Consider the following 24,272-nt stretch of genomic DNA (forward strand, 5'->3'; position numbering starts at 1 on the left):
CCGGACGTGGTCGCCGTTCACCCGTGTGCGCGGTGCGCTGACCCTTTCCGGTCTCCTTTCCCTGTCTGGCTTTGTGTACGCACGCCAGAAAAGAGCCGGAATCATGAACACCTTCGAAATGCTGCTCAGGGTCGGCACCGGCGTCGGTCTCGGCGCGGTCATCGGCATCGAGCGCCAGTACCGCGCGCGGATGGCCGGACTTCGCACCAACGCGCTCGTCGCCGTCGGCGCGACCCTCTTCGTCCTGCTGTCCGCCCACGGTTTCGGCGGGCTGAACACCAGCGGTGACGCGGACCCGACGCGGGTCGCCGCCCAGATCGTCTCCGGTATCGGTTTCCTCGGCGCCGGGGTGATCCTGCGCGACGGCCTGAACGTGCGCGGGCTCAACACCGCGGCCACCCTCTGGTGCTCCGCTGCCGTCGGATCCCTTGCGGGAGCTGGACTTTACGTCGTCGCACTCGCCGGGACCGCGGTGATCGTCGGGGTCAACGTGCTGTTGCGCCCGCTCGGCCGTGTCGTCGACCGCCGCCCGGAACAGCAGGAAGACGACCTCGTGAGTGGTAAGGACGGTTAGAGCCGTCCTTACCACTCACGAGGCGGCCAGGAAGTCCAGCAGTATCCGGGAGAACTCGGCGGGTTTCTCCAGATTGATCATGTGCGCGACCCCGGGGACGACCAGTTTCCGGGCGTCGCGTGCCTCGCTTTCGATCTGGTCCGCGATGGCGGCGATATCCGGGGAATCCAGCTCTCCCACCAAGGTCAGCGTGCGCGGGGCCAGCTCGCCGATGCGCTCGATGGCCCGTAGCTCGTCATCAGCGTGAAACCGGCGAGCCCGTGGCGCACGATCGTCTGCGTGTACATCTCCCGGCACAGCAGCCGGACCCGCTGATCGACTTCGGTGGGCGCGCGCCGAGGCCCGTCCACCCACATGCGCAGGATGCACTCGATGGCGGCGGGAAGATCGCCCTGGGCGCCCGCCTCTTCGAGTTTCTTGTTCTGTTCCAGGACGAAGGGATCCTTCGTCACCATCGAGCTGAGGCCGGTGGCGACGAGCACGAGGTTTTCGACCAGATCCGGGTAGGTCAGCGCGAAATCGACCGCGATCCGCCCGCCGCCGGACAACCCGACCACCGATGCGCGGGGAAGTCCCAGCGCGGTCATCAGCTCGCGGAGATCCTCGTAGTGCTTGAATCGCGCTGTCGGTGTCGAGGAATCGCCGTGCCCGCGCGCGTCGTACCGGATGGCGGTGCGGTGACGTGCGAGCGCCGACATCTCCGCGTCCCACATCCGGGAGTCGAGCATCCCGCCGTGGAGCAGGATCACCGGATCGCCTTCACCCCGGACCTCGTACGCCACTTCGCCGTTTTCGACCTGAACTCTCCCCGTGGTCATACGGCCACGCTACCGAAGAACGCGAAAGGCCCCTTTCCCCGAAGTGCGGGAAAAGGGGCCTTCGCGTGTGGTGCTTACGCCTGGGTCATCTTCCGCAGGACGTACTGCAGGATGCCGCCGTTGCGGTAGTAGTCCGCCTCACCCGGGGTGTCGATGCGGACGTCCGCGTCGAACTCCACCTTGGTGCCGTCGGTCTTCGTCGCGGTGACGTGGACCGTGCGCGGGGTCTCGCCGTCGTTCAGCTTCGTGATACCCGAGATGTCGAACGTCTCGGTGCCGTCGAGGCCGAGCGACGAGGCCGACTCGCCCGCCGGGAACTGCAGCGGGATGACACCCATGCCGATCAGGTTCGACCGGTGGATGCGCTCGAACGACTCGGTGATCACCGCACGCACGCCCAGCAGGCGCGTGCCCTTGGCCGCCCAGTCACGGGACGAACCGGAGCCGTACTCCTTGCCGCCCAGGACGACCAGCGGGATGTCCTGCGCCGCGTAGTTCTGCGCCGCGTCGTAGATGAACGCCTGCGGGGCGTCGGCCTGGGTGAAGTCGCGGGTGTAGCCGCCCTGCACGTCGTCCAGCAGCTGGTTGCGCAGCCGGATGTTCGCGAAGGTGCCGCGGATCATGACCTCGTGGTTACCGCGACGCGAGCCGTAGGAGTTGAAGTCCTTCTTCTCCACGCCGTGCTCGGTCAGGTACTGCGCGGCCGGGGTGCCCGGCTTGATCGCGCCGGCGGGGGAGATGTGGTCGGTGGTGACCGAGTCGCCCAGCTTCGCCAGCACGCGCGCGCCGGAGATGTCGGTGACCGGGGCGGGCTCCGCCTGCATGCCCTCGAAGTACGGGGGCTTCCGGACGTAGGTGGACTCCGCGTCCCAGTCGAAGGTCTTGCCCTCGGGGGTGGGCAGCGACTTCCACCGCTCGCCACCGTCGAAGACGTCGGCGTAGTCCTTGGTGAACATCTCCTGCGTGATCGCGTAGTCGATGGTCTCCTGGATCTCCTTGGCCGACGGCCAGATGTCCTTCAGGAAGACGTCGTTGCCGTCGGTGTCCTGGCCGAGCGGCTGGGCCTCGAAGTCGAAGTCCATCGTGCCGGCGAGCGCGTACGCGATGACCAGCGGCGGCGACGCGAGGTAGTTCATCTTCACGTCGGGGTTGATGCGGCCTTCGAAGTTCCGGTTGCCCGAGAGCACCGAAACCGCGGTGAGGTCGTTCTCTTGGATCGCCGCGGAGATCTCGTCAGAGAGCGGGCCGGAGTTGCCGATGCAGGTGGTGCAGCCGTAGCCGACCAGGTGGTAGCCCAGCTTCTCCAGGTACGGCCAGAGGCTGGCCTTGTCGTAGTAGTCGGTGACGACCTGCGAACCCGGCGCCATCGAGGTCTTGACCCACGGCTTGACCGCGAGGCCCTTGTCGACCGCGTTCCGGGCGAGCAGCGCCGCGCCGAGCATGACCGACGGGTTGGAGGTGTTGGTGCAGGAGGTGATCGAGGCGATCACCACGGCGCCGTGGTCGAGGATGAACTCGCCGCGGTCGGCGCTGCTGACCTTGATCGGGTTGGTCGGCCGGCCGGTGTGGCCGTTCGCCGCCGACTGGATGTCGACCGCGCCCTCGTCCTTGAACGAAAGGGCGGCCGGGTCGCTCGCCGGGAAGGACTCCTCGACGGCTTCGTCCACGTTGGTGTGCGGGACCTCTTCGCCACCGACGTAGTCGTGGATCGACTTGCGGAAGGAGTTCTTCGCGTCGGTGAGCTCGATGCGGTCCTGCGGGCGCTTCGGGCCGGCGATCGACGGGACGACCGTCGACAGGTCCAGCTCGATGTACTCGGAGTACTCCGGCTCGTGCGACGGGTCGTGCCAGAGGCCCTGCTCCTTGGCGTAGGCCTCGACGAGCGCGACCTGCTCCTCGGAGCGGCCGGTGAGCTTGAGGTAGCGGACGGTCTCCTCGTCGATCGGGAAGATCGCCGCGGTGGAGCCGAACTCCGGGCTCATGTTGCCGATGGTGGCGCGGTTGGCCAGCGGCACCGCGCCGACGCTCTCGCCGTAGAACTCGACGAACTTGCTGACCACACCGTGCTTGCGCAGCATCTCGGTGATGGTGAGCACGACGTCGGTGGCGGTCACGCCGGTCGGGATCTCGCCGGTGAGCTTGAAGCCCACGACGCGCGGGATGAGCATCGAGACCGGCTGGCCCAGCATGGCCGCCTCGGCCTCGATGCCGCCGACGCCCCAGCCCAGCACGCCGAGGCCGTTGACCATGGTGGTGTGCGAGTCGGTGCCGACGCAGGAGTCGGGGTACGCCTGGCCGTTGCGGGCCATGACCGTGCGCGCGAGGTGCTCGATGTTGACCTGGTGCACGATGCCGGTGCCCGGCGGGACGACCTTGAACTCGTCGAAGGCGCCCTGGCCCCAGCGGAGGAACTGGTAGCGCTCGCGGTTGCGCTCGTACTCGATCTCGACGTTGCGCTCGAAGGCGTCGGCACGGCCGAAGACGTCGATGATGACCGAGTGGTCGATGACCAGCTCGGCGGGGGCGAGCGGGTTGACCTTGTCCGGATCGCCGCCGAGGTCGGTGACGGCCTCGCGCATGGTGGCGAGGTCGACGACGCAGGGCACGCCGGTGAAGTCCTGCATGATCACGCGGGCGGGCGTGAACTGGATCTCGATCGACGGGTCGGCCTTGGCGTCCCAGTTGCCGAGCGCGCGGATGTGGTCGGCGGTGATGTTCGCGCCGTCCTCGGTCCGCAGCAGGTTCTCGAGCAGGATCTTCAGGCTGTAGGGAAGGCGCTGGGAGCCCTCGACCTTGTTCAGGCGGAACACCTCGTAGGAGGCGTCGCCCACCTTCAGCGTGTCTTTGGCGCCGAAGCTGTCCTTGCTGGCGGGTGCGGTCACTTCTAACTCCAGTGGCGGGTCAGTTCGGTGAGTTCTCCAGGCCGTTCGGGTCGGCCGGGAGCGAGTCTTGCGCACCCCCACCGTAGGTCCGGACGCGGGATGGCACACCTCGTTCGTCTCCTCAAACAGTACGCCCGTCCTTTTTAACTGGCAACCCGACACGCCCGTCGCGAAGGTCTCATCCACCTGCGGCCGTTCGAGTGACGAAACGTTCGTCTGTTCGTCCCCCGTTGAGGGGAAATGGTGCCTACGGTGTGTAAGTTCCTGGTGGTGCTTCTGGTAATGCTGTGACGGCAGTGGCACAGTGAGGTCGTTGTTCAAGATCGGGAGGTGGGCGGATCGTGCGTGGTGAAGCCGGGTGTGGGACCGGCGCCCGCCGTGGCATGACCATCGGCGCGCTCGGCATCGCCCTGTTGCTCGGGGTGACGGGCACGGCCGTCGCGGTTCCGCCGCCTCCGCCGAACCCCAGCGATTCCGAAATCAACTCCAGCAAGGCCGAGGCCAACGCCAAGGCGGGCGACGTCGGCAGGCTCACGAACCAGCTGGCCCAGGCCGAGTCGAAGCTCGCCCAGCTCAACGACGACGTCGAGCTGAAGATGGAAGAGGCCAACAAGGCGAAGGTCGACGCGGAGACCGCGCAGGACGAAGCCGCCCAGGCCGATCGTGACGCGCAGGCCGCCCGCACCGAATCCGACGCGGCGCAGGCCGCCATCGACAAGGCCCGCGCCGACCTCGACCGGTTCGCCGCCGCCAGCTTCCAGCAGGGCAGCAAGATCGGTTCGGTTTCGGCGTACCTGACGGCCAACAGCCCGAAGGAGCTGCTCGGCCGCGCCCAGATGCTCGACGCGGTCGGCGGCAGCAGGCTCAACGCGCTCGACACGATGAAGCGCGCGCAGACGGACAAGTCCAACAAGGACGCGACGGCGCGCAAGAAGCTGGAGATCGCGCAGGAGCGCAAGCGCGCGGCGGAGGCGGCCAAGCACGAGGCCGACAACGCGCAGAGCGCCGCGCAGCACGCGCAGGACACCCAGGCCACCCAGAACCAGAAGCTCGAAGCCGACAAGGCGAGCGTCGAGAAGCAGCTCTTCGAGGCGCAGCAGAAGGTCAGCGGCCTGCAGGGGCAGCGGCAGCGTTACGAGGACTGGAAGGCGCAGAAGGCCCGCGAGGACGAGGAACGTGCCCGTCAAGCCGCGCTCGCCGCGTCGAGGCCCAGCCCCGGCCAGGGCGGCGGTGGCCGTCCGACCGGCAGGCCCGTCCAGTCCGCCCCCGCCGGGGCGAGCGTCGAGGCCGTCGTCCGTCGGGCTTTGTCGCAGCTCGGCGTGGTGTACGCCTGGGGCGGTGGCAACACGTCCGGGCCGACGCGCGGTATCCGTGACGGTGGCACGGCCGACCGTTACGGCGACTACAACAAGATCGGCTTCGACTGCTCGGGCCTGATGATCTATGCCTTCGCCGGGGTGCGGTCGCTCCCGCACTACAGCGGCTACCAGTACAACGCCGGGCGGAAGGTGCCGCTGTCCCAGATGCGCCGCGGCGACATGCTCTTCTGGGGTGGCAGCGCGCGGGGTATCCACCACGTCGCGATGTACCTCGGCAACGGGCAGATGGTCGAGGCTCCGCAGTCCGGTCTGCGGGTCCGCATCGCGCCGGTGCGCTACGGCGGCATCATGCCGTACGCGACCCGCTTGATCGGCTAGGTCGTGTCCTACGCGGGGATCGTGCTGGCGGGCGGCGCCGCGCGGCGCCTGTCCGGTGTGGACAAACCCACGCTCCCCGTCGGCGGGAAACCGCTGCTGGCCAGGGCTTTGGCCGCGCTCGCGGACGCTGATCCGGTGATCGTCGTCGGTCCGGAGCGGCCGGGATTCGGCGACGTCGTCTGGACCAGGGAGTCCCCGCCCGGAACGGGTCCGGTGGCCGCGCTGGCCGCCGGGCTCGCGCTGGTGCGCTCGGAGTTCGTCGTGGTGCTGGCGGGTGATCTCGCGGGGGTCCGGAAGTCCACTGTGGACAGGTTGCTGGCCGGTCTCGGGTCCGCCGCGGGTGCGGTGCTGGCCGACGCCTCGGGGGAACGGCAATGGCTGCTCGGCGCCTGGCGGGCGGACGCCTTGCGCGGAGCCCTCCCGGAAACGGTGGCGAACGCGTCACTGCGGCGGACGCTGGGCGGGCTGGAAATCGTCGAGCTACCCGAGGAACCGGGTGAGAGCGACGACATCGACACGCCCGAGGATCTGGACCGGCTCTCCTAGAGCTTCACAGCCGTCATACCGCTGATCGGGTTGGCTACCGTCACGAACGGCTGTGTCACCGACCACTACGGTCACATCCGGACGCAAGTACGCAAGCGGGGAACACAGGAGGCACAGTGACCGAGCCCGGCTACGCCGACGGCGCGCAGCAGCAGCCCGGAACGCCGGCGCGGGACGCCCAGTTGCTTGAGCGGACCGTGTTCGAGGTCAAGCGGATCATCGTCGGCCAGGACAGGCTGGTCGAGCGGATGCTGGTCGGCCTGCTGGCCAGGGGACACCTCCTGCTCGAAGGCGTTCCCGGTGTCGCGAAGACGCTCGCCGTCGAGACTTTCGCGCGCGTGGTCGGCGGCTCGTTCTCGCGGGTGCAGTTCACCCCGGACCTCGTCCCCGCCGACATCCTCGGCACTCGGATCTACCGGCAGGGCGCCGAGCGGTTCGACGTCGAACTCGGCCCGGTCGTGGCGAACTTCGTGCTCGCCGACGAGATCAACCGCGCGCCGGCGAAGGTCCAGTCGGCGATGCTCGAGGTGATGGCCGAGCGGCACGTGTCGATCGGCGGCCAGACCTTCCCGATGCCCGACCCGTTCCTCGTGCTCGCCACGCAGAACCCGATCGAGAACGAGGGCGTGTACCCGCTGCCGGAGGCGCAGCGCGACCGCTTCCTGTTCAAGATCGTCGTCGAATACCCGACGGCCGAGGAAGAGCGGGAGATCATCTACCGGATGGGCGTCACCCCGCCCACCCCGCAAGAGGTGCTGACCCCGGCCGAGCTGGTCCGCCTGCAGAACGTCGCTTCGCAGGTCTTCGTGCACCACGCGCTGGTCGATTACGTCGTCCGGCTCGTGCTCACCACCCGTACGCCGAACGACCACGGCCTCGCCGACGTCGCGGGCTGGGTGTCCTATGGGGCCTCGCCGCGTGCCAGCCTCGGCATCATCGCCGCGGCCCGTGCGCTGGCACTGGTCCGCGGCCGTGACTACGTGCTGCCGCAGGACGTCGTCGACGTCGTTCCCGACGTGCTGCGTCACCGGCTGGTGCTGTCCTACGACGCGCTCGCCGACGGCGTGCCCATCGACCACATCATCACGCGGGTGCTGCAGACCGTGCCGTTGCCGCAGGTCTCGGCCCGTCCGCAGGGCGGCGCCGGGCAGGGCGGCCCGGTCCCGGCCGGCGCACCGGTCAGGTAGGGAAGCGTGAAGAACGAGAAGGGCGAACGTCCTTCCTGGGCTCCGCCGGTACTCCGCGGGGAGCGGATGGAGGCGGGCCTGCGCACGCTCGAACTCGACGTGCGCCGCCGTCTCGACGGCCTGCTGCAGGGAAACCATCTCGGCCTGGTGCCGGGGCCCGGTTCGGAACCGGGGGAGGCCCGGCCGTACCAGCCCGGGGACGACGTCCGCCGGATGGACTGGGCGGTCACCGCGCGGACGACGAGCCCGCACATCCGGGAGACCGTCGCCGACCGTGAACTGGAGACGTGGCTGGTGGCGGACGTGTCCGCGAGCCTCGACTTCGGCACCGCGCTGTGCGAGAAGCGTGACCTGGTCGTCTGCGCGACGGCCGCGGTCGCCCATCTGACCGGCGGTGGCGGCAACCGGATCGGCGCGCTCGTCTCCAACGGGGCGGGCAGCATCACGCGGATCCCGGCACGTGGCGGGCTCCCGCACGCGCGAGGGCTGGTCCGCAAGATCGCCGAGACCCCGCGTGCCGAAGAAGGTGTCCGCGGGGATCTCGCCGCGGCGCTGGAGAAGCTGCGGCGCCCGCCCCGCCGTCGCGGGCTCGCCGTCGTGATCTCCGACTTCCTCGGCGACACCGAATGGCAGCGGCCGCTGCGCGCGCTCGGCGGCCACCACGACCTCATCGCCATCGAAGTCCTCGACCCGCGCGACATCGACCTGCCCGACGTGGGCACCGTCGTGCTGGCCGACCCGGAGACAGGGAAACAGCGCGAAGTGCACGCTTCGGCCTTGCTGCGCAAGGAATTCGGCGCCGCGGCGCACGCTCACCGGCAGGAGGTCGCGGCCGCGCTGCGCCGGGCCGGTGCCGCGCATCTGGTGCTGCGCACCGATTCGGACTGGATCGCGGACATGGTCCGGTTCGTGGTGGCCCGCAAACGCCGCTGGTCCGGTGGTGTCGCGTGAGCCTCACCGGATTCGCCTCGCCGTGGTGGTTCCTGCTGCTGCTGGCGGTCGCCGCGGTGGTCGTGGGCTATGTGCTTTCCCAGCGCGCGCGGCGCAAGCGCACCATGCGGTTCGCGAACCTCGAACTGCTGGAGAAGGTCGCGCCGAAGAGCCAGGGATGGGTGCGGCACGTTCCCGCCATCCTGATCGTGCTCTCGCTGCTGGTGCTCACCGTCGCGCTCGCCGGGCCGACGGCCGAGCAGAAGGTGCCCCGCAACCGGGCCACCGTGATGCTGGTGATCGACACCTCGCTGTCGATGGAGGCGACCGACGTCGCCCCGACCCGGCTGAAGGCGGCCCAGGAGTCGGCGCGTTCGTTCGCGCAGAACATGACTCCGGGGGTGAACCTGGGGCTGATCTCCTTCGCGGGGACGGCGACCGTGCTGGTCGCGCCGACCACCGATCGCGGCGGCGTGGTCAAGGCGATCGACAATCTCAAGCTGGCGCAGTCGACGGCCACCGGCGAAGGGATTTTCGCCGCGCTGCAGTCGATCGAGAGCTTCTCGGCGATCGTGGGCGGCGCGGAAGGCCCGCCACCCGCGCGGATCGTGCTGATGAGTGACGGAAAGCAGACCGTTCCGGATGACCTGTACGCCCCGCGCGGCGGCTACACGGCGGCGCAGGCGGCGAAGCAGGCTCAGGTGCCGATCTCGTCGATCGCGTTCGGCACCACGCACGGCTCGGTCGACATCGACGGCAAACCGCAGGAAGTCAAGGTCGACGTCGAGTCGCTGGAGGAGATCGCGCGGCTTTCGGGTGGCGACTTCTACAAGGCGGCCAGCGCCGAAGAGCTGAAACGCGTGTACGACGACCTCGGTGAGCAGATCGGGTACGAGCTGAAGGACGCCGACGCGAGCCGTCCTTGGGTGATTCTCGGGACCTTGGTGCTGATGATCGGTGCGGCGGCCTCGTTGTTCTTGGGGCAGAGACTGCCGTAGCGGCCTTTCCGAGAGCGGCGGCAGCGTGTTGCGAAAGCCACTTTCGCAACCTTCAACGTTGCGAAAGTGGCTTTCGCAACGCGGGCTCGGGCGATCGACGGACGTGACCTGACAGCTTCCGGGGCTCTCCCGCGTCGATGTCGCGAAAGCCACTTTCGCGACGTCTGATGTCCCGAAAGTGGCTTTCGCGACACCTGCGGCGCCAGGGCCGGGAGCTACGGGGTCGCGAAGCCGTTCTGCCGCCAAGCCTCGTACACGCTGATCGCAGCGGTGTTCGAGAGGTTCAGCGACCGGCTCGACGGCAGCATCGGCAGCCGCACCCGGTCGGTCACCTGCGGGGACTCCTGGATCTCGGCGGGCAGCCCCGCCGACTCCGGCCCGAACATCAGGACGTCCCCGGGTTCGTACGCGACGTCGGTGTGCAGCCGCGTCGCCGAGGCGCTGAACGCGAAGACCCGTGCGGGCAGCAGCGCCGCCCAAGCCGCGTCGAGATCCGCGTGCACGTGGACGCGCGCGAGGTCGTGGTAGTCGAGCCCGGCTCGCCGTAACTGCTTGTCCTCCAGCGTGAAACCGAGCGGCTCCACCAGGTGGAGTTCGCAGCCGGTGTTCGCGGTCAAGCGGATCGCGTTACCCGTGTTGGGCGGGATTTCGGGGCGGTAGAACAGGATGCGGAACACGAGGGTTGATCGTCTTTCGTTCACGGGCGCTTCGCCTGAGCGCGGCCGGGCGGCCATCAAGCCGGACGAGCATGAGGCCCGCCCGTGACCATCCCACCACAGGAGGGCTTCATGCCTTCGCTCCCTCACCCCCTGTCGCGGCGTCGCTTCCTCGGTTATGGCTCCGCCGGCGCGGCCGCCGTCCTGCTGGGGACCGGTGCCTGGAACGCCGCCGGCGCGATGCCGCTCGCCAGCGGTGCCGGTAACCCGTTCACCCTCGGGGTCGCGTCGGGCGACCCGTTGCCCGGCGGCGTCGTGCTCTGGACCAGGCTCGCGCCGAAGCCCTACGAGGCCGACGGCTTCGGCGGTATGCCGCGCACGCCGGTCCGCGTCGAGTACGAGGTGTCGCTCGACGAGCGTTTCCGCGCCGTCGTCCGCCGCGGATCCGTGGTCGCCACGCCTGAACTCGGTCACTCGGTGCACCCCGAGATCCACGGCCTCGCGCCGGACCACGAGTACTTCTACCGTTTCCGCACGGGTGGCGAGATCTCGCCGGTCGGACGCACCCGCACGGCGCCGGTCGCGTGGTCGTCGCCGCGCGAGCTGAACTTCGCGTTCGCGTCCTGCCAGAGCTGGGAGGCCGGACATTTCACCGCGTACGACCACATGGCGGCGGAGGACCTCGACCTGGTCGTGCACCTGGGCGACTACCTCTACGAAAGCGGTGTCACGGGAGTCGGCCGCGGGACGCCCGTGGGGCCGCAGTTCAAGGGCGAGACCTTCGACCTGGCCCGCTACCGGCTCCAGTACGCGCTCTACAAGTCCGAAGCGCCGCTGATGGCCGCGCACGCCGCCTTCCCGTGGATCCACGTCAACGACGACCACGAGGTGGAGAACAACTGGGCGGGTGACATCTCGCAGATCGACAAGGAACCGGACCAGGACCGCGCGGTGTTCCGGCAGCGGCGGGCCGAGGCGTTCCAGGCGATGTACGAGCACCTGCCGTACCGCATCGCCCAGCTGCCGAAGGGGCCGGACGCGCGTCTGCACCGTCGGCTGAGCTACGGCACGCTGGCCGACTTCACCATGCTCGACACGCGTCAGTACCGCGACGACCAGCCTTGCGGCGACGGCCAGTCGGCGAACTGCACGGAACGGTTCGACGACGAACGCACCCTGCTCGGCTCGGAGCAGCGGCAGTGGCTGCTCGACGGGTTCTCGCGGTCCCGCGCACGGTGGCAGATCCTCGGCAACCAGGCGCCGATGGGCCAGACCGACACCGACGCGGGCGAGGCGACGAACGTCTACCTGGACCCGTGGGACGGCTACGTCGCCGACCGCGACCGCGTGCTCGCCGCCGCACAGGACCGTGGGGTGCGGAACCTGGTGGTCATCACCGGCGACCGGCACCAGAACTACGCCTGGGACCTCAAGCGCGACTTCACCGACCCGGACTCGCCCACCGTGGCGAGCGAGTTCGTCGGGACGTCGATCACCAGCGGCGGCAACGGCGCCGACATGACGCCCGGCGGTGAGAACCTGCTGAAGGCCAACCCGCACATGAAGTTCTTCAACAGCCAGCGCGGGTACGTCCGGGTCAACGTCAACCGGCAGCGCTGGCGGAGCGACTTCCGGGTGGTGCCGTTCGTCAACACTCCCGGCGCGCCGATCAGCACGCGTGCCAGCTACGTCGTCGAAGACCGGCGGCCCGGCGTTCAGTCCGCCTGAGCGGGCAGGAGGGCGGCGTACACCTCGCGCACCGACGCGGGGGGCGCCGCCTTCTCGAGGGTCTTCGGATCGACGAAGACGTACCGGGTCTTCACCTCGGTGCACAGGTCGCCGCCGCGGGTGATCTCGAAGTCGATGATCAGCGAGGTCGTCCCGAGGTGCTCCAGGTACACGGCCACGACCAGCTCGTCGTCGTACCGGCAGGGCGCGCGGTAGCGGAGGTTGGACTCGGCGACGACGACGTCGACACCGCGGGCCAGCGCCTCCTGGTGGGAGCCGAAGAGGGCTTTCTCCACTTCGAACATGGCCATGTCCACGTACGCGAGGTAGTTGGCGTTGAACACGATGCCCTGTCCGTCACATTCGTGGTAGCGCACGCGCAGCGGCATCTCGACGATCGGTTTCCGTGGCTCTGTCACGGTTCCAACCTACGTGAAGGGCTTCTTCCCTTGGTTCGAGGATGAGTGGGCGGCTCGTTCGGTGATTCCGATGGCCTGGCGTCGAGCTCTTGTGTCGTGAAGGGCCCCTTTGAGACCTTCATCGTCTCAAAGGGGCCCTTCACGACATCCTCACGGACCGCGGCCACTCACGTGAGTGCCTGCCTGGAGTCCTTCACGCGCGTCCGGTCAGTCGATGAAATCGATGTTCGGATGACGCGGGGACTCGCCGTCGAACAGATGCCGGTCCCGGCCCTTCAGGTGCAGGTCGAAGAACGCGCCGATGTAGTCCCGTTGCGCGGCCAGCGAACGGCGGGGATCGATCGTGCCGATGACCGCCTCACGCTTTTCCGGCGCCACTCGCGAGCCGAGCTGCGGCACCACGACCTGCAGATCGCTGTAGGCCATGTGCGTGCTGCCGCCGCGCAGCAGAAGGTCTCGCTTCCACCCGCGCTGGCTGGCCCAGAAATCCGCCCAGCTGCGGTCGAATTCGGGCTGCCGGTGCGTGTGTTCGAGTGGTTTGCCGTTCTCGTCGACACCCTCGGCACCCATCAGCAGGAACGGCCGGTCGAGACCGCGTTTCGTGACCTCGCCGGGCACGTAGGCACTGCCCGGCGGATAGCCGAACGCGGTCGCCATCGCGCCGTCCAGGTTGATCCCGGCGTCGATCCGGCGGTCGTGCACCATTGTTTCGCCGGAGGTGAATCCGCCGTAGGAATGCCCGTAGGCACCGACCCGGGACAGGTCGAGTGACCAGCCGAGGCCGCGGGGGAGCTGTCGCTTCTCCGCGTCGGGATTCTCGCCACGGGCGATCTTCGCGAGCTGGTCCAGAACGAAGCGGAAGTCGCCGACCCGGGCGTCGAGCGCCTTCTTCATGAACTCGGGACCTTCGCCCGAGACGGCCGTTTCGAGCCGCCCGCCGGGGAATTCGACCGCGGCGCTCTCGTAGGTGTGGGAGAGCGAGACGACGACGTACCCGCGGCTCGCCAGGTCGTCGACGATCGCCGTGTACGTCTCCCGCGGCGCACCGAAACCGGGGGAGAAGAGCGCCACCGGCTTCGGTGCGCCGTGCGCGGCGGAGACGCCGATCTCGGCCCGCCGCTTCGCCGACGCCCAGTCGATGGAGCCCGCGGGAAGACCGAGGTAGTCCTCGCTCGCCAGCACCTGGTCGATGACGGAGCTCATCCCGGGGGTGAACCACGGCGCGCGCGGCCCCTCGGCGAACCGGTCCGCCGGATAGGTGACGGTGACCATGAGTTCCCGGCGTCGTTCCGGTTTCCACGGATCGGATCGGGACGGGTCGACGAGGTGGAGGTCGGTGGTGCCGACCTCGTGGTGGCCGGTGACGGCCGGCGCGGTGAGCTTGACCTGGTCGGCCGCGGCGGCGGGGGCCGCCGTGGCGAGCCCGCCCGCGAGCGCGAGGCCCGCGATCAGCGCCGAACCCCGCGCCACCCTGGCGTGTCTCGATGACACTGTCCCCGGTAGACCATGCTGCGACGACCGCATGAATTCGCCCACTGCTGGAGTCCTTCCGGATCGGGGCGGCCCGATGGCCGCCTGTTTCCGACCATGGCAGCGCTCCGGTGCGACGCGCATCCCTCTGAAGATGGAGCCCGGGTCACCCGTGCAGGGCACGGTAGGCCGAGGCGGCCCCGGGATGCAGCGGGACCTTGCCGGTGCCGATCAGCGTCCGGACGTCGAGGAACTGCGTCCCCACCGCGGCGGCCGGGACGAGATCGGCGGCGTGCCCGGCCAGGACCCGCGCCACCGCGGCCGCGACGTCGTCGGGGAGCGTCGGAGCGGCCAGCAGCAGGTTCGCCACGCCGATCGTCCGCAGCTCGCCCACTCCCTGATAGGCCTGCGCCGGGACGTGGACCTGGTCGTACACCGGACCGTAGCCGGCGCGCAGGGCCGGGAGATGGGCGTCGAGCGGGAGCAGGGTGATCGGGGTGGTCCGGTTCAGTTCGGTGAGCGCGGGGGTCGGGATCCCGCCGGACCAGAGCAGCGCGTCGACCTCGTGTGCCGCCAGCGCGTCGATCGCTTCACCCAGGAGGAGGTTCTTGGCCTTCACCGGTACCCCGGCGCGGGCGAAGAGGCGCGTGCTGAACACCGCGACGCCGGATCCGCTCGCGCCCATCGCCACCGGCCGCCCGGCCAGGTCGGCGAGCGACCGCACTCCGCCGTCCACCCGGACGACGAGCTGGTGGTAGTTCTCGTAGACACGGCCGATGGCGGAGAACGCGATCGGCACGGAGAACGGCTCGGCGCCGGCGAAGGCGGACTCGGCGACGTCTCCGAGGACGAGCCCGAGATCCGCGCGCCCGTCCCGTAGCCGCCGCAGGTTCTCGACGCTGGCCTCGGTGGCGACGGCGGTCGCCCGCAGCCGTGGTTCCGCCCGGTTCAGCTGCTGGGCGAGGAGTTCCGCGAAGGCGAGATAGAACCCGCCGCTCTCGCCCGCCGCGATGACGACCTCGCGTTCCGGGCCCCGGTATCCCGCGGCCGAACAGCCCGCGAGTGTCGCGAGACCGGCGAGGAGCGCGGTGCGCCTGGTGAGGGTCATGCCTTTTCCCCTGTCGCGAGGGGGAGTTCGACACGGACTTCGAGCCCGTGTGGTTTCGCTTCGCGCAGTTCGAGCTTTCCGCTCCGGGCGAGCACGTGCTGGCTGGCGATCGCGAGGCCGAGTCCCGTTCCGCGCGGCGCGCCGTCGCCCCCGGCGCGCCAGAACCGTTCGGTCGCGCGTTCACGGTCCTCTGTGGACAGTCCGGGACCGTTGTCGGACACGAAGAACGTGGCCGTGGTGTCTCCGATCTCGTAGCCGGTGGTGATCGTCGCTCCGCGTCCCGCGTAGTGCACCGCGTTGTCCAGCAGCACATCCAGGACTTGGGCCAGCTCGCTTTCCGCGCACCGCACCGGTACCGGCTCGTCGTGGCCCGCCGCGGCCGCGAGGCCGACTCCCGCGTCTTCGGCCGACGGACGCCAGGCGTCGACCCGTTCGGCCAGGACGGCGGGGAGATCGCAGGGTTCGTCACCGGACTCGCCGGCGGCGAGCCGGGTCGCGGCGCTTTCGGCGAGCGCCAGCGCGAGCAGCCCGTCGAGCAGGGTCTCCAGGCGTTCGACCTCCGCGACGGTCGCCCGGTAGGCCCGCTGGCCGTCGCCGTCGACCTGCGCGGCGAGCGAATCGACCCGCAACCGCAAAGCGGCCATGGGATTCCGCAGCTGGTGCGACGCGTCCGCGACGAGCCGCCGCTGCTGCTCCGAGGCCTCGACGACGGCGTCGGACATCCGGTTGAACGACGTCGCGAGCGACCGCAGCTCACGGGGCCCGGCCCGGTCGGGGACCTGCGCGCGATGCCCTTCGGTCACGGCCTGCACGCCGGTCTCCAGTTCGTGCAGCGGCCGCACCATCCAGCGGGCCAGCAGGACCGCGAGCAGCACGAACACCGCCGCGACCAGCGCCGCGCCCGCGACGATCGCGGCCCAGCGGGCGGCGACGTCGGCCGCCGCCGTGGTCACCGACGCACGGAGCACCACCACACCGGCCACCCGGGTGCCGGTGCCCACCGGACGGGCGAAATGGACCGGATCGGCCGACCACGGGCTGAGCTGTTCGGGGCCTTTGGCGGGCTGGTTGCGCAGCGCGGCCTCGACGAGCGAGCGGACCACGGGTTCCGCGGCCGTCATCCCGCCGGTCTCCACCAGCGGCACCCCGCGCGCGTCGACCACCACGACGGCCTCACCGTATAACGACGAATACCGCTCGGCGTCGACCGCCAGCGCGGTCGGGTCGGCGGCGTCCACGGCCTGCTGCGCCAGGACGACGAACCGGTCGACGTCGGCGTTGCGGGCGATCACGAGCTGCTGCGTGCGCTGGGCGGCCGTCGACCCGAACAGCGGGATCGCGAACGCGGCGACCACCGTCAGCGCGAGCGCCACGAGGACGACCAGCAGCCGGGTGCGCACCGGGTCAGTCCCGGCCGAGCCGGTAGCCGAAGCCCCGGATGGTGGTCAGCAGGCCGGGCCGGTCGAGCTTCGCGCGCAACTGGGTCAGGTGCACGTCGAGCGAACGGGAGACGGCGAGGTACGCGTCGCCCCAGACCTCGTCCATCAGCTGCTGGCGGCTCACCGCCGTGCCCGGCCGGGCGGCGAGCACGGCCAGGACGGCGAACTCCTTGGCGGTGAGCCCGATGTCGTTCCCGTCGACCAGCACGCGCCGCGCGCCGAGGTCGATCTCGACGTCCTCGACGCGGACGACGCCGTCCTGTGGTGCCGCGGAGACGGAGGCGCGGCGGACGACCGCGTCCATCCTCGCCAGCAGTTCGGCCAGCCGGACGGGTTTGGTCAGGTAGTCGTCGGCGCCGAGCCGCAGCCCGCGCACGACGGACCGTTCGTCCCCGCTCGCGGTGAGCACGAGCACCGGCACCGGCGACACCTGCCGGACCTTCCTGAGCACGTCGAGCCCGTGCATGTCGGGCAGGTTGAGATCCAGCAGGATCACGTCGGCGGCGCGATGCCGGTGCAGCGCGTCGCTGCCGCGGATCGCGTGGGAGACGGTGTGGCCGCGTGACTGCAGCGCTTCGGCGAGCGCGTCGGCGACACCGGCGTCGTCCTCGACGAGCAGCACCCGCACGGCCACACCTTCCCGCCTAGCCTTCGCGGCCGGACACGAGCTCGGGCTCGGGCCGCTTCTTCTTGTCCAGCTCCGAGGTCTTCGAGGTTTCCCGCATTGTGCCGTACACGATCAGCGACACCAGGACACAGCCCGCGACGTAGTAGAAGAACACCGATTCGTGGCCGGCGCCCTTGAGCGCCTGCGCGATGAGCTCGGCCGTGCCGCCGAAGATCGCCACGGTGAGCGCGTAGGGGAGACCGACGCCGATGGCGCGGATCTTCGTCGGGAACAGCTCGGCCTTCACGATCGCGTTGATCGAGGTGTATCCGGTGACGATCACCAGACCGGCCAGCATCAGCAGAAAGGCGAGCACCGGCTCGTTCGTCCCGCCCATCAGCGTCATGATCGGGACGGTCAGCAGCGTGCCGGCGATCCCGAAGAACATCAGCAGCGGTCGGCGGCCGATGCGGTCGGAGAGCTTGCCCGCGAACGGCTGCAGGATCGCGGCGACGAGGATCGCGCAGAACAGGATCAGCGTGACCGTCCGGCGCGGGATGCCCGCGGTGTTCTCCATGAACTTCTGGCTGTAGGTGGCGAAGGTGTAGAACGACACCGTGCCGCCGAGCGTGAGGCCGACGACGAGCGCGATCTCCTTGGGGTACTTGATCAGCGCGCGCAGCGTGCCCTTGTCGCCCGCGTCCTTGCCGGTGCCGGAGGCCTTGGTCTCCTCGAAACTGGCCGACTCGTCCATCCCGCGGCGCAGGATCATCACCACGACCGCGGCGAGCGCGCCGACGACGAAGGCGATCCGCCAGCCCCACGAGGTCAGCTGCTGCTCGGTCAGGATGGCCTGCAGCAGCAGCTGGAGACCGAGCGCCAGCAACTGGCCGCCGTACAGCGTCACGTACTGGAAACTGGAGTAGAAGCCGCGTTTGCCCGGAGTGGCCACTTCGGACAGATAGGTCGCGGAGGTCGAATACTCGCCGCCGACCGAGAGTCCCTGGACGAGCCGGGCCACCAGCAGCAGGATCGGCGCGGCGATCCCGATCGAGGCGTAGGTCGGCGTCACGGCGATCATCAGCGACCCCGTCGCCATCAACGTGACGGAAAGCACGAGTGCGCTTCGTCGCCCGAACCGGTCGGCGAACCGGCCCAGCATCCAGCCGCCGAGTGGCCGCATGAGGAATCCGACCGCGAAGACCGCCGCGGTGCCGAGGAAGGCCGCCGTCGTGTCCTTGGTGGGGAAGAAGGACTTGGCGAAGTACGTGGTGAAGGCGGCGTAGGCGTACCAGTCGTACCACTCGACCAGGTTGCCGATCGAGCCGCGCAGCACGTTGCCGACGACTCGACGCTCGCTCACGGGCGGCGACGCTTCGCCGATCCGGGTTGTCATCTTTGACCTCCTGTGTTCCGGCTCACGGTGAACAATCCGTGACGGCCGGGCAAGGTTTCGGCGCGGTTCCTAACATCCGCTTAGGACGGTCGCGGTTACCCGGAGGTAGGGGTGGCGCGGCTCCGGCACGAACGTGGCGAGCGGATAACCTCAGTGCCGTCAGCGCGACAGGACGAGGCGAGGAGAGCTGAAGTGGGACGGTCGGTACTGGTCACCGGCGGCAACCGCGGCATCGGTTTGGCGATCGCGAAGGACCTCGCGGCGCAGGGGCACAAGGTCGCGATCACGCACCGCGGTTCCGGCGCGCCCGAAGGCCTCTTCGGGGTGCAGGCCGACGTCACGGACGCCGAGCAGATCGACGCCGCGTTCAAGCTCGTCGAGGAGCACCAGGGCCCGGTCGAGGTCCTCGTCGCGAACGCCGGGATGACCGACGACACCCTCCTCATGCGCATGAGCGAGGAGCAGTTCACCCGCGTGGTCGACGCCAACCTCACCGGCGCGTACCGGGTCGCCAAGCGCGCCTCCCGCGGCATGCTGCGGGGCAAGTGGGGCCGCTACATCTTCATCTCGTCCGTCGTGGGCCTCACCGGTTCGGCCGGTCAGGTCAACTACGCGGCCAGCAAGGCGGGCCTCGTCGGTCTCGCCCGCTCGCTCGCGCGGGAGCTGGGCTCGCGCAACATCACCTCGAACGTCATCGCGCCGGGCTTCGTCGCCACGGACATGACCGACGAGCTCGGCGAGGACCGCAAGAAGGAGATCCTCGCGCAGGTTCCCTCCGGCCGGTACGCCGAGCCGTCGGAGATCGCCGCCGCCGTCCGCTACCTCGCCTCGGAAGAGGCCGGTTACGTCAACGGCGCGGTGCTGCCGGTCGACGGCGGCCTCGGCATGGGCCACTGACGTCCCCCGTTTTCCCGAACCGATCGCAAACCACTCCGGACTGGAGGTCCCGTGCCAGGACTGCTCGAAGGCAAGCGCCTGCTGATCACCGGCGTCATCACCGACGCCTCGCTCGCGTTCCACGCGGCCAAGATCGCGCAGCAGGAGGGCGCGAAGGTCGTGCTCACCGGCTTCGGCAGGCTGTCGCTCGTCGAGCGCATCGCCAAGCGGCTCCCCGAGGAGGCGCCGGTGCTGGAGCTGGACGTCACCAACCAGGAGCACCTCGACTCGCTCGCCGACCGCGTGCGTGAGCACGTCGACGGGCTCGACGGCGTGCTGCACTCGATCGGGTTCGCCCCGCAGTCCTGCCTCGGCGCGCCGTTCCTGGACGCCCCGAGTGAGGACGTGAAGGTGGCCGTCGACGTGTCGGCGTACTCCTTCAAGTCCCTGGCCGTCGCGACGCTGCCGCTGCTTTCGCGTGGTTCGTCGATCGTCGGCATGGACTTCGACGCGCGCGTCGCGTGGCCCGCCTACAACTGGATGGGCGTGGCGAAGGCGGCGCTGGAGTCCGTGAACCGGTACCTGGCCCGCGACCTGGGCCCGCAGGGCATCCGGGTCAACCTGGTCAGCGCCGGTCCGATGAAGACCATGGCCGCGAAGTCGATCCCCGGTTTCGCCGACCTGGAGAACGGCTGGGGCGACCGCGCGCCGCTCGGCTGGGACAGCTCCGACCCGGACCCGACGGCCAAGTCCGTCTGCGCCGTCCTGTCGGACTGGCTGCCCGCGACCACCGGCTCGATGATCATGGTCGACGGCGGTCTGCACGCCACCGGCTTCTAGGTCTCGATGCGCGTGAAGGCCCCCTTCCCTCGGCTCAGCCGAGGGAAGGGGGCCTTCACGCACATCAGGGGAGGACGGCGTTCGCGACGTGCCAGGAGTCCTCGAGCATCAGGTACTTGGTGATCCGGCCGTCGTCGTCCACCTCGAATTCGAGGCTGAAGGCCGTCTGGATCACCTTGCCGGTGTTGCGGATCGTCGAGCGCAGGCGGCCGATCGCGACGGCGTGACGTCCGTCGACGAAGACGCGTTCGACGTCGAACCGGTCCTTGACGAGTCCTTTGTCGAGCAGGTCGAAGAACTCGCGGACCTCCGCGCGGTTCCGGCGCGGGCCGATCCACGGGACCAGCTCGGTGGCGCCGGGGATGTCCCACGCGACGCTGTCGGCGAACAGTTCCGTGGCGCCGTCAGCGTCCCCTGTGGACAATCGGCGGAAGAACTCGTCGAGGGTGGCCTTGGTTCGTTCGGACATCATTTCTCCTTACTGGGTAACGGGTTCACGGAGCAGGCGGGTGTCGTCGGTGCGCTGGACACCGGCGGCGAAGGTGAGGGCGACGACGGTGGCCACGCCGAGCCCGACGCTCACCCACGCGACGCTGGGATAGCCGAGACCGGCGTCGATCGACTCGCCGCCGAGCCACGGGCCGACGGTGTTGCCGACGTTGAACGCGGCGGTCGTGCTCGCGCCGACGAGCGTGGGCGCGTTGCCCGCCACCGCGAAAGCGCGGACGTTCAAAGCGGGATTGACGCCGAATCCGGCGACGCCGAACAGGAACACGGCGACGATCGCGAGCGGGGTCGCCGGGCCGGAGATCGCGAGCAGGATCAAGGCGACCAGGGCGACGGCGAGGCCGCCGTAGAGCGTCGCGAAGGGCCTCGCGTCGGCGAGCCTGCCGCCCGAGGTGATTCCGATCAGCGCGCCGAGCCCGAACAGGGAGAGCACTCCCGGCACCCAGCTTTCCGGCAGCCCGGCGACTTCGGTCAGCAAGGGCGCGAGGTAGCTGAAGGTCGCGAAGATCATCGCCTGCGCGAGGGCGATCACGCCGAGCGCCAGCCAGAACCGGCCGCCTCGGTAGAGCCGTAGTTCGGTCGCGACGTCGGTCTCGTCCCCGCCGTTCTGGGTCTCCGGGACCAGGGCGAAGACCCCGATCAGCGCGACCACGGTCAGCGCCGTGACCGCCCAGAACGCCGCCCGCCAGCCCGCGTGCTGGCCGAGGAAGGTCCCGGCGGGGACGCCGGCGATGTTCGCGACGGTGAGTCCGCCGACCAGGATGGCCAGCGCGCGGCCACGGCGCTCGACCGGGACCAGCGCGACGGCGGTGGCCGCCGCGACCGCCCAGAATCCGGCGCAGGCGACCGCGCTGACGACGCGCGTCGCGAAGAGCAGGGCGTACCCCGAGCCCAGCGCTCCGACGACGTGCGAGAGCCCGAAGACGACGAGCAGGGCCATCAGGGTGGCGCGCCTCGGCACCCTCAGCGTCGCGATCGCGAGCAGGGGAGCGCCGACGACCATGCCGATCGCGAAAGCCGAGATGAGCAGCCCGGCCTCCGGGATACCGACGTTCAGATCGGCCGCCATCCCCGGCAGCAGGCCGGTGATCATGAACTCGGAGGTGCCGAGCGCGAACACGCTCAGTCCGAGAACGCAGACTGCCAAAGGCACGAAGTTCCTCCAGTTATGTATCGATCAGTCCAAAATGTGGGCAGCGTTGCGCACGGGGTTCGGTTCGGTCTACTTCGCGGCGATCGCGTCCACCGCGATGGTGGCGACGGATTCCATGGCCGCCCGGTCGGCACCTCGGCGGGACATCAGCCGGAGGCCGGCGACGGTGCCGTGGGCGAACTCGGCGATCGCGCCGGGATCACGGCCGCCGTCGATCGTCCCGTCGAGCTGCCCTTCCTTGGCGCAGGCCGAAAGCAGGGCGAGGTGTCGCCGGGTGTCGGCGTCGATCCGGGCTTTGACTTCGGCGTCGCGCTCGCCGAACTCGGCCACCGTGTTGACCACGAGGCAGCCTCGTCCGGGATGCTCGGCTTCTTCGTCGATCGTGTACGCGAACAGGGCACGGAACCGCTCGACGCCGGTCCCGGATTCCTCCAGCAGGGCGGTCCTGGCCGCGATCCCGCGCTCGGCGTAGTGATCGAGCGCGCGCATGAACAGTTCGTGCTTGCTGGTGAAGGTGTTGTAGATGCTGCTGCGGCCCAAACCGGTGGCTTCGCAGAGGGCTTGTGTCGACGTGCCCTCGTAACCGCGTGCCCAGAACGCGTCCATGGCGCGCCCGACCGCGGCGCGCTCGTCGAATTCCTTCGGCCTGGCCATGGAAGGGACCGTACCAGATTTTGGATCGCTCGGTTCAAAACGGGCCGGGTCAGCGTGCGGGGCGCCACAGCGGCAAGATGGCAGGGTGGGTTACGACGCGCTGCTTTGGCTTTCGTTCGGTGGTCCCGAGGGGCCCGACGAGGTGATGCCGTTCCTGGAGAACGTCACGCGGGGCCGGGGGGTCCCCTGGGAACGGCTGCTCGAGGTCTCCGAGCACTATCAGCACTTCGGCGGGGTCTCGCCGATCAACCGGCTGAATCGGGACGCGATCTCCGCGGTCGAGAAGCAACTCGCGGCCGCCGGGATCGATCTGCCCGTCCACTTCGGCAATCGCAACTGGCGGCCGATGGTCGAGGACACCCTGGCCGAAATCGCCGAGGCGGGTGCTCAGCGCGTCCTCGTCTTCCCGACGAGCGCGTACGGCGGCTATTCCGCCTGCCGCCAGTACGACGAGGACATCGAGCGTGCCCGGGCGGCGGTCGGCGACGGCGCGCCGGAACTGGTGAAGCTGCGGCAGTTCTTCGACCACCCGCTGTTCATCGCCGCTTTCGCCGACGCCGTCCGCGCCGCGCACGCGGAACTGGGGAACCAGCCCGGAACCCGTACGGTGTTCTGCGCCCACTCGGTGCCAGAGTCCGCAGACAAGGCCTCCGGACCGCCATCGGAAGGCGGACGGCGTTACTCACGCCAGATCGCCGAGGCCGCCCGCCTCGTCGCGGCCGAGGCGGGAATCGAGACCTACGACGTCGTCTGGCAGTCGCGCTCCGGCCCGCCGCAGGTGCCGTGGCTGGAGCCGGACATCGTCGACCACATCGACGCGCTGCACGCGGAAGGCGTCACCTCGGTGGTCGTCTGCCCGGTGGGTTTCGTGTCCGATCACCTCGAAGTGATCTGGGACCTCGACAACGAGGCCGCCGAGCGGGCGGCGGAGCACGGCATGGGCTTCGCGCGGGCCGCGACGCCGGACACCGACCCGCGGTTCGCCGAACTCGTCGTGGAGCTGATCCGGGAGCACACCGAAGGATTGCCGGCGCGGAAGCTGTCGCCGTTCCCGGCGGCCGGGTGCACGGTCAACGGGGCGCCTTGCGCGATCGGATGCTGCGAGCCCGCGAAGAGGCCCGCACGCCCTTGAGCGATCGGTCTCGTGAGTGGCTAGGCCGGTTCTAGCCGAGGGTGTCTTAGGTACCTACTGGCTCCCGGCCGCCGTTGACCCCTGGTCTCGGTCTGCTGGGGCCTGGGGGCTGGAGCCGGTGTCGCGAAAGCCACTTTCGGGACACCAGACGTCTCGAAAGTGGCTTTCGCAACCCCCGGCCAAGCCCAGCACCCGGCGGTACCGAGTGGGTCTGGTCACGTGAGTGGCGATTCGGGTTAGAGCCAACCGTGTCCTGGCCCCTACTGGCGATCTCGCGTGATTGGACGGACGACACGCGTGATGTCCACGCGCGGCCTACTCTGGCTAGGCGACACGCCGGTCCCGCTGGGTAGCCGGCCTCGCCCCGAGGCGTTGCGAAAGCCACTTTCGCAACGTTGAAGGTTGCGAAAGTGGCTTTCGCAACGCCTCAGCCGTGGCCGCGCCCGATAGGTAGCCAAGACACCCTTGGTTCTAACCGTCCTAGCCACTCACGAGGCCGAGTCCCGCCACACCACCGCTGCACTTTCTCCGGCAGTACGTGAAGGACCCCTTCATTGCGCCTAGCGCAGTGAAGGGGTCCTTCACGTATTTGGCGAGGTGTGAAGGCCTCCTTGCCTTGAGGTAGGCAAGGAGGCCTTCGCGGACCTTCGACCCA

23 protein-coding genes are annotated in these 24,272 nt (G+C 69.5%); 10 read left to right on the forward strand and 13 right to left on the reverse strand.

From position 1 onward, the window contains the following. Nucleotides 1–103 precede the first annotated feature (103 nt). Nucleotides 104–574, forward strand: a complete 471-nt coding sequence (locus ACOCEP_RS30495) for an MgtC/SapB family protein (protein WP_482332551.1) — start codon at nt 104–106, stop codon at nt 572–574. Nucleotides 575–589: 15 nt separating this feature from the next. Here the strand turns inward: ACOCEP_RS30495 and ACOCEP_RS30500 are convergent, their stop codons facing one another. The 3 genes from ACOCEP_RS30500 to acnA all read right to left on the reverse strand — a co-directional run bounded on the left by ACOCEP_RS30500 (nt 590) and on the right by acnA (nt 4,274). Next, nucleotides 590–754: an alpha/beta fold hydrolase gene (locus ACOCEP_RS30500; protein ID WP_482332552.1), complete on the reverse strand. Its 165-nt coding sequence runs from the start codon at nt 752–754 to the stop codon at nt 590–592. 5 nt (nt 755–759) lie between these two features. Then, nucleotides 760–1,392, reverse strand: coding sequence for an alpha/beta fold hydrolase (locus tag ACOCEP_RS30505; protein ID WP_482332553.1), 633 nt, complete (start codon nt 1,390–1,392; stop codon nt 760–762). Nucleotides 1,393–1,466: 74 nt separating this feature from the next. Continuing rightward, nucleotides 1,467–4,274 (reverse strand): aconitate hydratase AcnA, encoded by a 2,808-nt coding sequence (acnA, locus tag ACOCEP_RS30510; RefSeq protein WP_482332554.1) that lies wholly within the window; start codon nt 4,272–4,274, stop codon nt 1,467–1,469. A gap of 341 nt (nt 4,275–4,615) precedes the next feature. Here acnA and ACOCEP_RS30515 point away from each other — a divergent pair, with 341 nt between their 5' ends. The 5 genes from ACOCEP_RS30515 (at nt 4,616) to ACOCEP_RS30535 (ending at nt 9,632) form a co-directional block, all read left to right on the forward strand. Further along, nucleotides 4,616–5,971: an NlpC/P60 family protein gene (locus ACOCEP_RS30515; RefSeq protein WP_482332555.1), complete on the forward strand. Its 1,356-nt coding sequence runs from the start codon at nt 4,616–4,618 to the stop codon at nt 5,969–5,971. Nucleotides 5,972–5,974: 3 nt separating this feature from the next. Continuing rightward, the gene (gene mobA / locus ACOCEP_RS30520) at nt 5,975–6,517 is read left to right on the forward strand and encodes a molybdenum cofactor guanylyltransferase (RefSeq protein ID WP_482332556.1); all 543 of its coding nucleotides are present in this window, start codon (nt 5,975–5,977) and stop codon (nt 6,515–6,517) included. Nucleotides 6,518–6,633: 116 nt separating this feature from the next. Then, nucleotides 6,634–7,704 (forward strand): AAA family ATPase, encoded by a 1,071-nt coding sequence (locus tag ACOCEP_RS30525; RefSeq protein WP_034306533.1) that lies wholly within the window; start codon nt 6,634–6,636, stop codon nt 7,702–7,704. Nucleotides 7,705–7,770: 66 nt separating this feature from the next. After that, nucleotides 7,771–8,655 carry a DUF58 domain-containing protein gene (locus ACOCEP_RS30530; protein WP_225950060.1) on the forward strand — a complete coding sequence of 295 codons (885 nt, stop codon included), beginning with the start codon at nt 7,771–7,773 and terminating at the stop codon, nt 8,653–8,655. Beyond that, the gene (locus ACOCEP_RS30535; RefSeq protein ID WP_482332557.1) at nt 8,652–9,632 is read left to right on the forward strand and encodes a VWA domain-containing protein; all 981 of its coding nucleotides are present in this window, start codon (nt 8,652–8,654) and stop codon (nt 9,630–9,632) included. Before ACOCEP_RS30530 ends, ACOCEP_RS30535 begins: the two co-directional genes overlap by 4 nt. 215 nt (nt 9,633–9,847) lie before the next feature. Here ACOCEP_RS30535 and ACOCEP_RS30540 read toward each other — a convergent pair whose 3' ends face one another. Beyond that, nucleotides 9,848–10,309, reverse strand: a complete 462-nt coding sequence (locus ACOCEP_RS30540) for a tRNA (cytidine(34)-2'-O)-methyltransferase (RefSeq protein WP_482332558.1) — start codon at nt 10,307–10,309, stop codon at nt 9,848–9,850. Nucleotides 10,310–10,420: 111 nt separating this feature from the next. Between ACOCEP_RS30540 and ACOCEP_RS30545 the strand changes: the two genes are divergently transcribed. Further along, nucleotides 10,421–12,016: an alkaline phosphatase D family protein gene (locus ACOCEP_RS30545; RefSeq protein ID WP_482332559.1), complete on the forward strand. Its 1,596-nt coding sequence runs from the start codon at nt 10,421–10,423 to the stop codon at nt 12,014–12,016. Here the strand turns inward: ACOCEP_RS30545 and ACOCEP_RS30550 are convergent. The 6 genes from ACOCEP_RS30550 to ACOCEP_RS30575 form a co-directional block, all read right to left on the reverse strand. Further along, nucleotides 12,004–12,435, reverse strand: a complete 432-nt coding sequence (locus ACOCEP_RS30550) for an acyl-CoA thioesterase (RefSeq protein ID WP_482332560.1) — start codon at nt 12,433–12,435, stop codon at nt 12,004–12,006. The two genes, ACOCEP_RS30545 and ACOCEP_RS30550, sit on opposite strands and share 13 nt — an antisense overlap. Nucleotides 12,436–12,642: 207 nt before the next feature. Further along, on the reverse strand, nt 12,643–13,905 hold the full coding sequence (locus ACOCEP_RS30555; RefSeq protein WP_482332562.1) for an alpha/beta hydrolase family protein: 1,263 nt from the start codon (nt 13,903–13,905) through the stop codon (nt 12,643–12,645). Nucleotides 13,906–14,071: 166 nt separating this feature from the next. Beyond that, a complete protein-coding gene (locus tag ACOCEP_RS30560; protein ID WP_482332563.1) occupies nt 14,072–15,013 on the reverse strand; it encodes a TAXI family TRAP transporter solute-binding subunit in 942 nt (313 codons plus the stop codon). Continuing rightward, nucleotides 15,010–16,413 carry a sensor histidine kinase gene (locus ACOCEP_RS30565; RefSeq protein WP_482332564.1) on the reverse strand — a complete coding sequence of 468 codons (1,404 nt, stop codon included), beginning with the start codon at nt 16,411–16,413 and terminating at the stop codon, nt 15,010–15,012. Before ACOCEP_RS30565 ends, ACOCEP_RS30560 begins: the two co-directional genes overlap by 4 nt. Nucleotides 16,414–16,417: 4 nt before the next feature. Beyond that, nucleotides 16,418–17,080 (reverse strand): response regulator transcription factor, encoded by a 663-nt coding sequence (locus tag ACOCEP_RS30570; RefSeq protein WP_482332565.1) that lies wholly within the window; start codon nt 17,078–17,080, stop codon nt 16,418–16,420. A gap of 16 nt (nt 17,081–17,096) precedes the next feature. Continuing rightward, entirely contained in the window at nt 17,097–18,455 is a 1,359-nt protein-coding gene (locus ACOCEP_RS30575; RefSeq protein WP_482332566.1) for an MFS transporter, read from the reverse strand. A gap of 192 nt (nt 18,456–18,647) precedes the next feature. Here ACOCEP_RS30575 and fabG point away from each other — a divergent pair, with 192 nt between their 5' ends. Both fabG and fabI read left to right on the forward strand, forming a co-directional pair. Continuing rightward, nucleotides 18,648–19,352, forward strand: coding sequence for a beta-ketoacyl-ACP reductase (gene fabG / locus ACOCEP_RS30580; protein ID WP_016334125.1), 705 nt, complete (start codon nt 18,648–18,650; stop codon nt 19,350–19,352). Nucleotides 19,353–19,403: 51 nt separating this feature from the next. Then, entirely contained in the window at nt 19,404–20,171 is a 768-nt protein-coding gene (fabI, locus tag ACOCEP_RS30585) for an enoyl-ACP reductase FabI (protein WP_181777424.1), read from the forward strand. A gap of 64 nt (nt 20,172–20,235) precedes the next feature. Here the strand turns inward: fabI and ACOCEP_RS30590 are convergent, their stop codons facing one another. The 3 genes from ACOCEP_RS30590 to ACOCEP_RS30600 all read right to left on the reverse strand — a co-directional run bounded on the left by ACOCEP_RS30590 (nt 20,236) and on the right by ACOCEP_RS30600 (nt 22,485). Continuing rightward, on the reverse strand, nt 20,236–20,640 hold the full coding sequence (locus ACOCEP_RS30590) for a nuclear transport factor 2 family protein (protein ID WP_482332568.1): 405 nt from the start codon (nt 20,638–20,640) through the stop codon (nt 20,236–20,238). Between the two features lie 9 nt (nt 20,641–20,649). Continuing rightward, nucleotides 20,650–21,831, reverse strand: a complete 1,182-nt coding sequence (locus ACOCEP_RS30595; protein ID WP_482332569.1) for a Cmx/CmrA family chloramphenicol efflux MFS transporter — start codon at nt 21,829–21,831, stop codon at nt 20,650–20,652. Nucleotides 21,832–21,900: 69 nt separating this feature from the next. Continuing rightward, nucleotides 21,901–22,485 carry a TetR/AcrR family transcriptional regulator gene (locus ACOCEP_RS30600; RefSeq protein ID WP_482332571.1) on the reverse strand — a complete coding sequence of 195 codons (585 nt, stop codon included), beginning with the start codon at nt 22,483–22,485 and terminating at the stop codon, nt 21,901–21,903. 85 nt (nt 22,486–22,570) lie between these two features. On the opposite strand from ACOCEP_RS30600, the gene ACOCEP_RS30605 reads away from it, so the two are divergent. Beyond that, a complete protein-coding gene (locus ACOCEP_RS30605) occupies nt 22,571–23,617 on the forward strand; it encodes a ferrochelatase (RefSeq protein WP_482332572.1) in 1,047 nt (348 codons plus the stop codon). Nucleotides 23,618–24,272 lie beyond the last annotated feature (655 nt).

The organism is Amycolatopsis sp. CA-211722 (assembly GCF_056828465.1).

Coding starts and splice junctions, on each gene's coding strand:
- ACOCEP_RS30545 (WP_482332559.1), top strand. CDS start 10,421: ATGCCTTCGCTCCCTCACCCCCTGTCGCGGCGTCGCTTCCTCGGTTAT.
- ACOCEP_RS30560 (WP_482332563.1), bottom strand. CDS start 15,013: ATGACCCTCACCAGGCGCACCGCGCTCCTCGCCGGTCTCGCGACACTC.
- ACOCEP_RS30495 (WP_482332551.1), top strand. CDS start 104: ATGAACACCTTCGAAATGCTGCTCAGGGTCGGCACCGGCGTCGGTCTC.
- ACOCEP_RS30505 (WP_482332553.1), bottom strand. CDS start 1,392: ATGACCACGGGGAGAGTTCAGGTCGAAAACGGCGAAGTGGCGTACGAG.
- ACOCEP_RS30600 (WP_482332571.1), bottom strand. CDS start 22,485: ATGGCCAGGCCGAAGGAATTCGACGAGCGCGCCGCGGTCGGGCGCGCC.
- ACOCEP_RS30590 (WP_482332568.1), bottom strand. CDS start 20,640: ATGTCCGAACGAACCAAGGCCACCCTCGACGAGTTCTTCCGCCGATTG.
- ACOCEP_RS30530 (WP_225950060.1), top strand. CDS start 7,771: ATGGAGGCGGGCCTGCGCACGCTCGAACTCGACGTGCGCCGCCGTCTC.
- ACOCEP_RS30575 (WP_482332566.1), bottom strand. CDS start 18,455: ATGACAACCCGGATCGGCGAAGCGTCGCCGCCCGTGAGCGAGCGTCGA.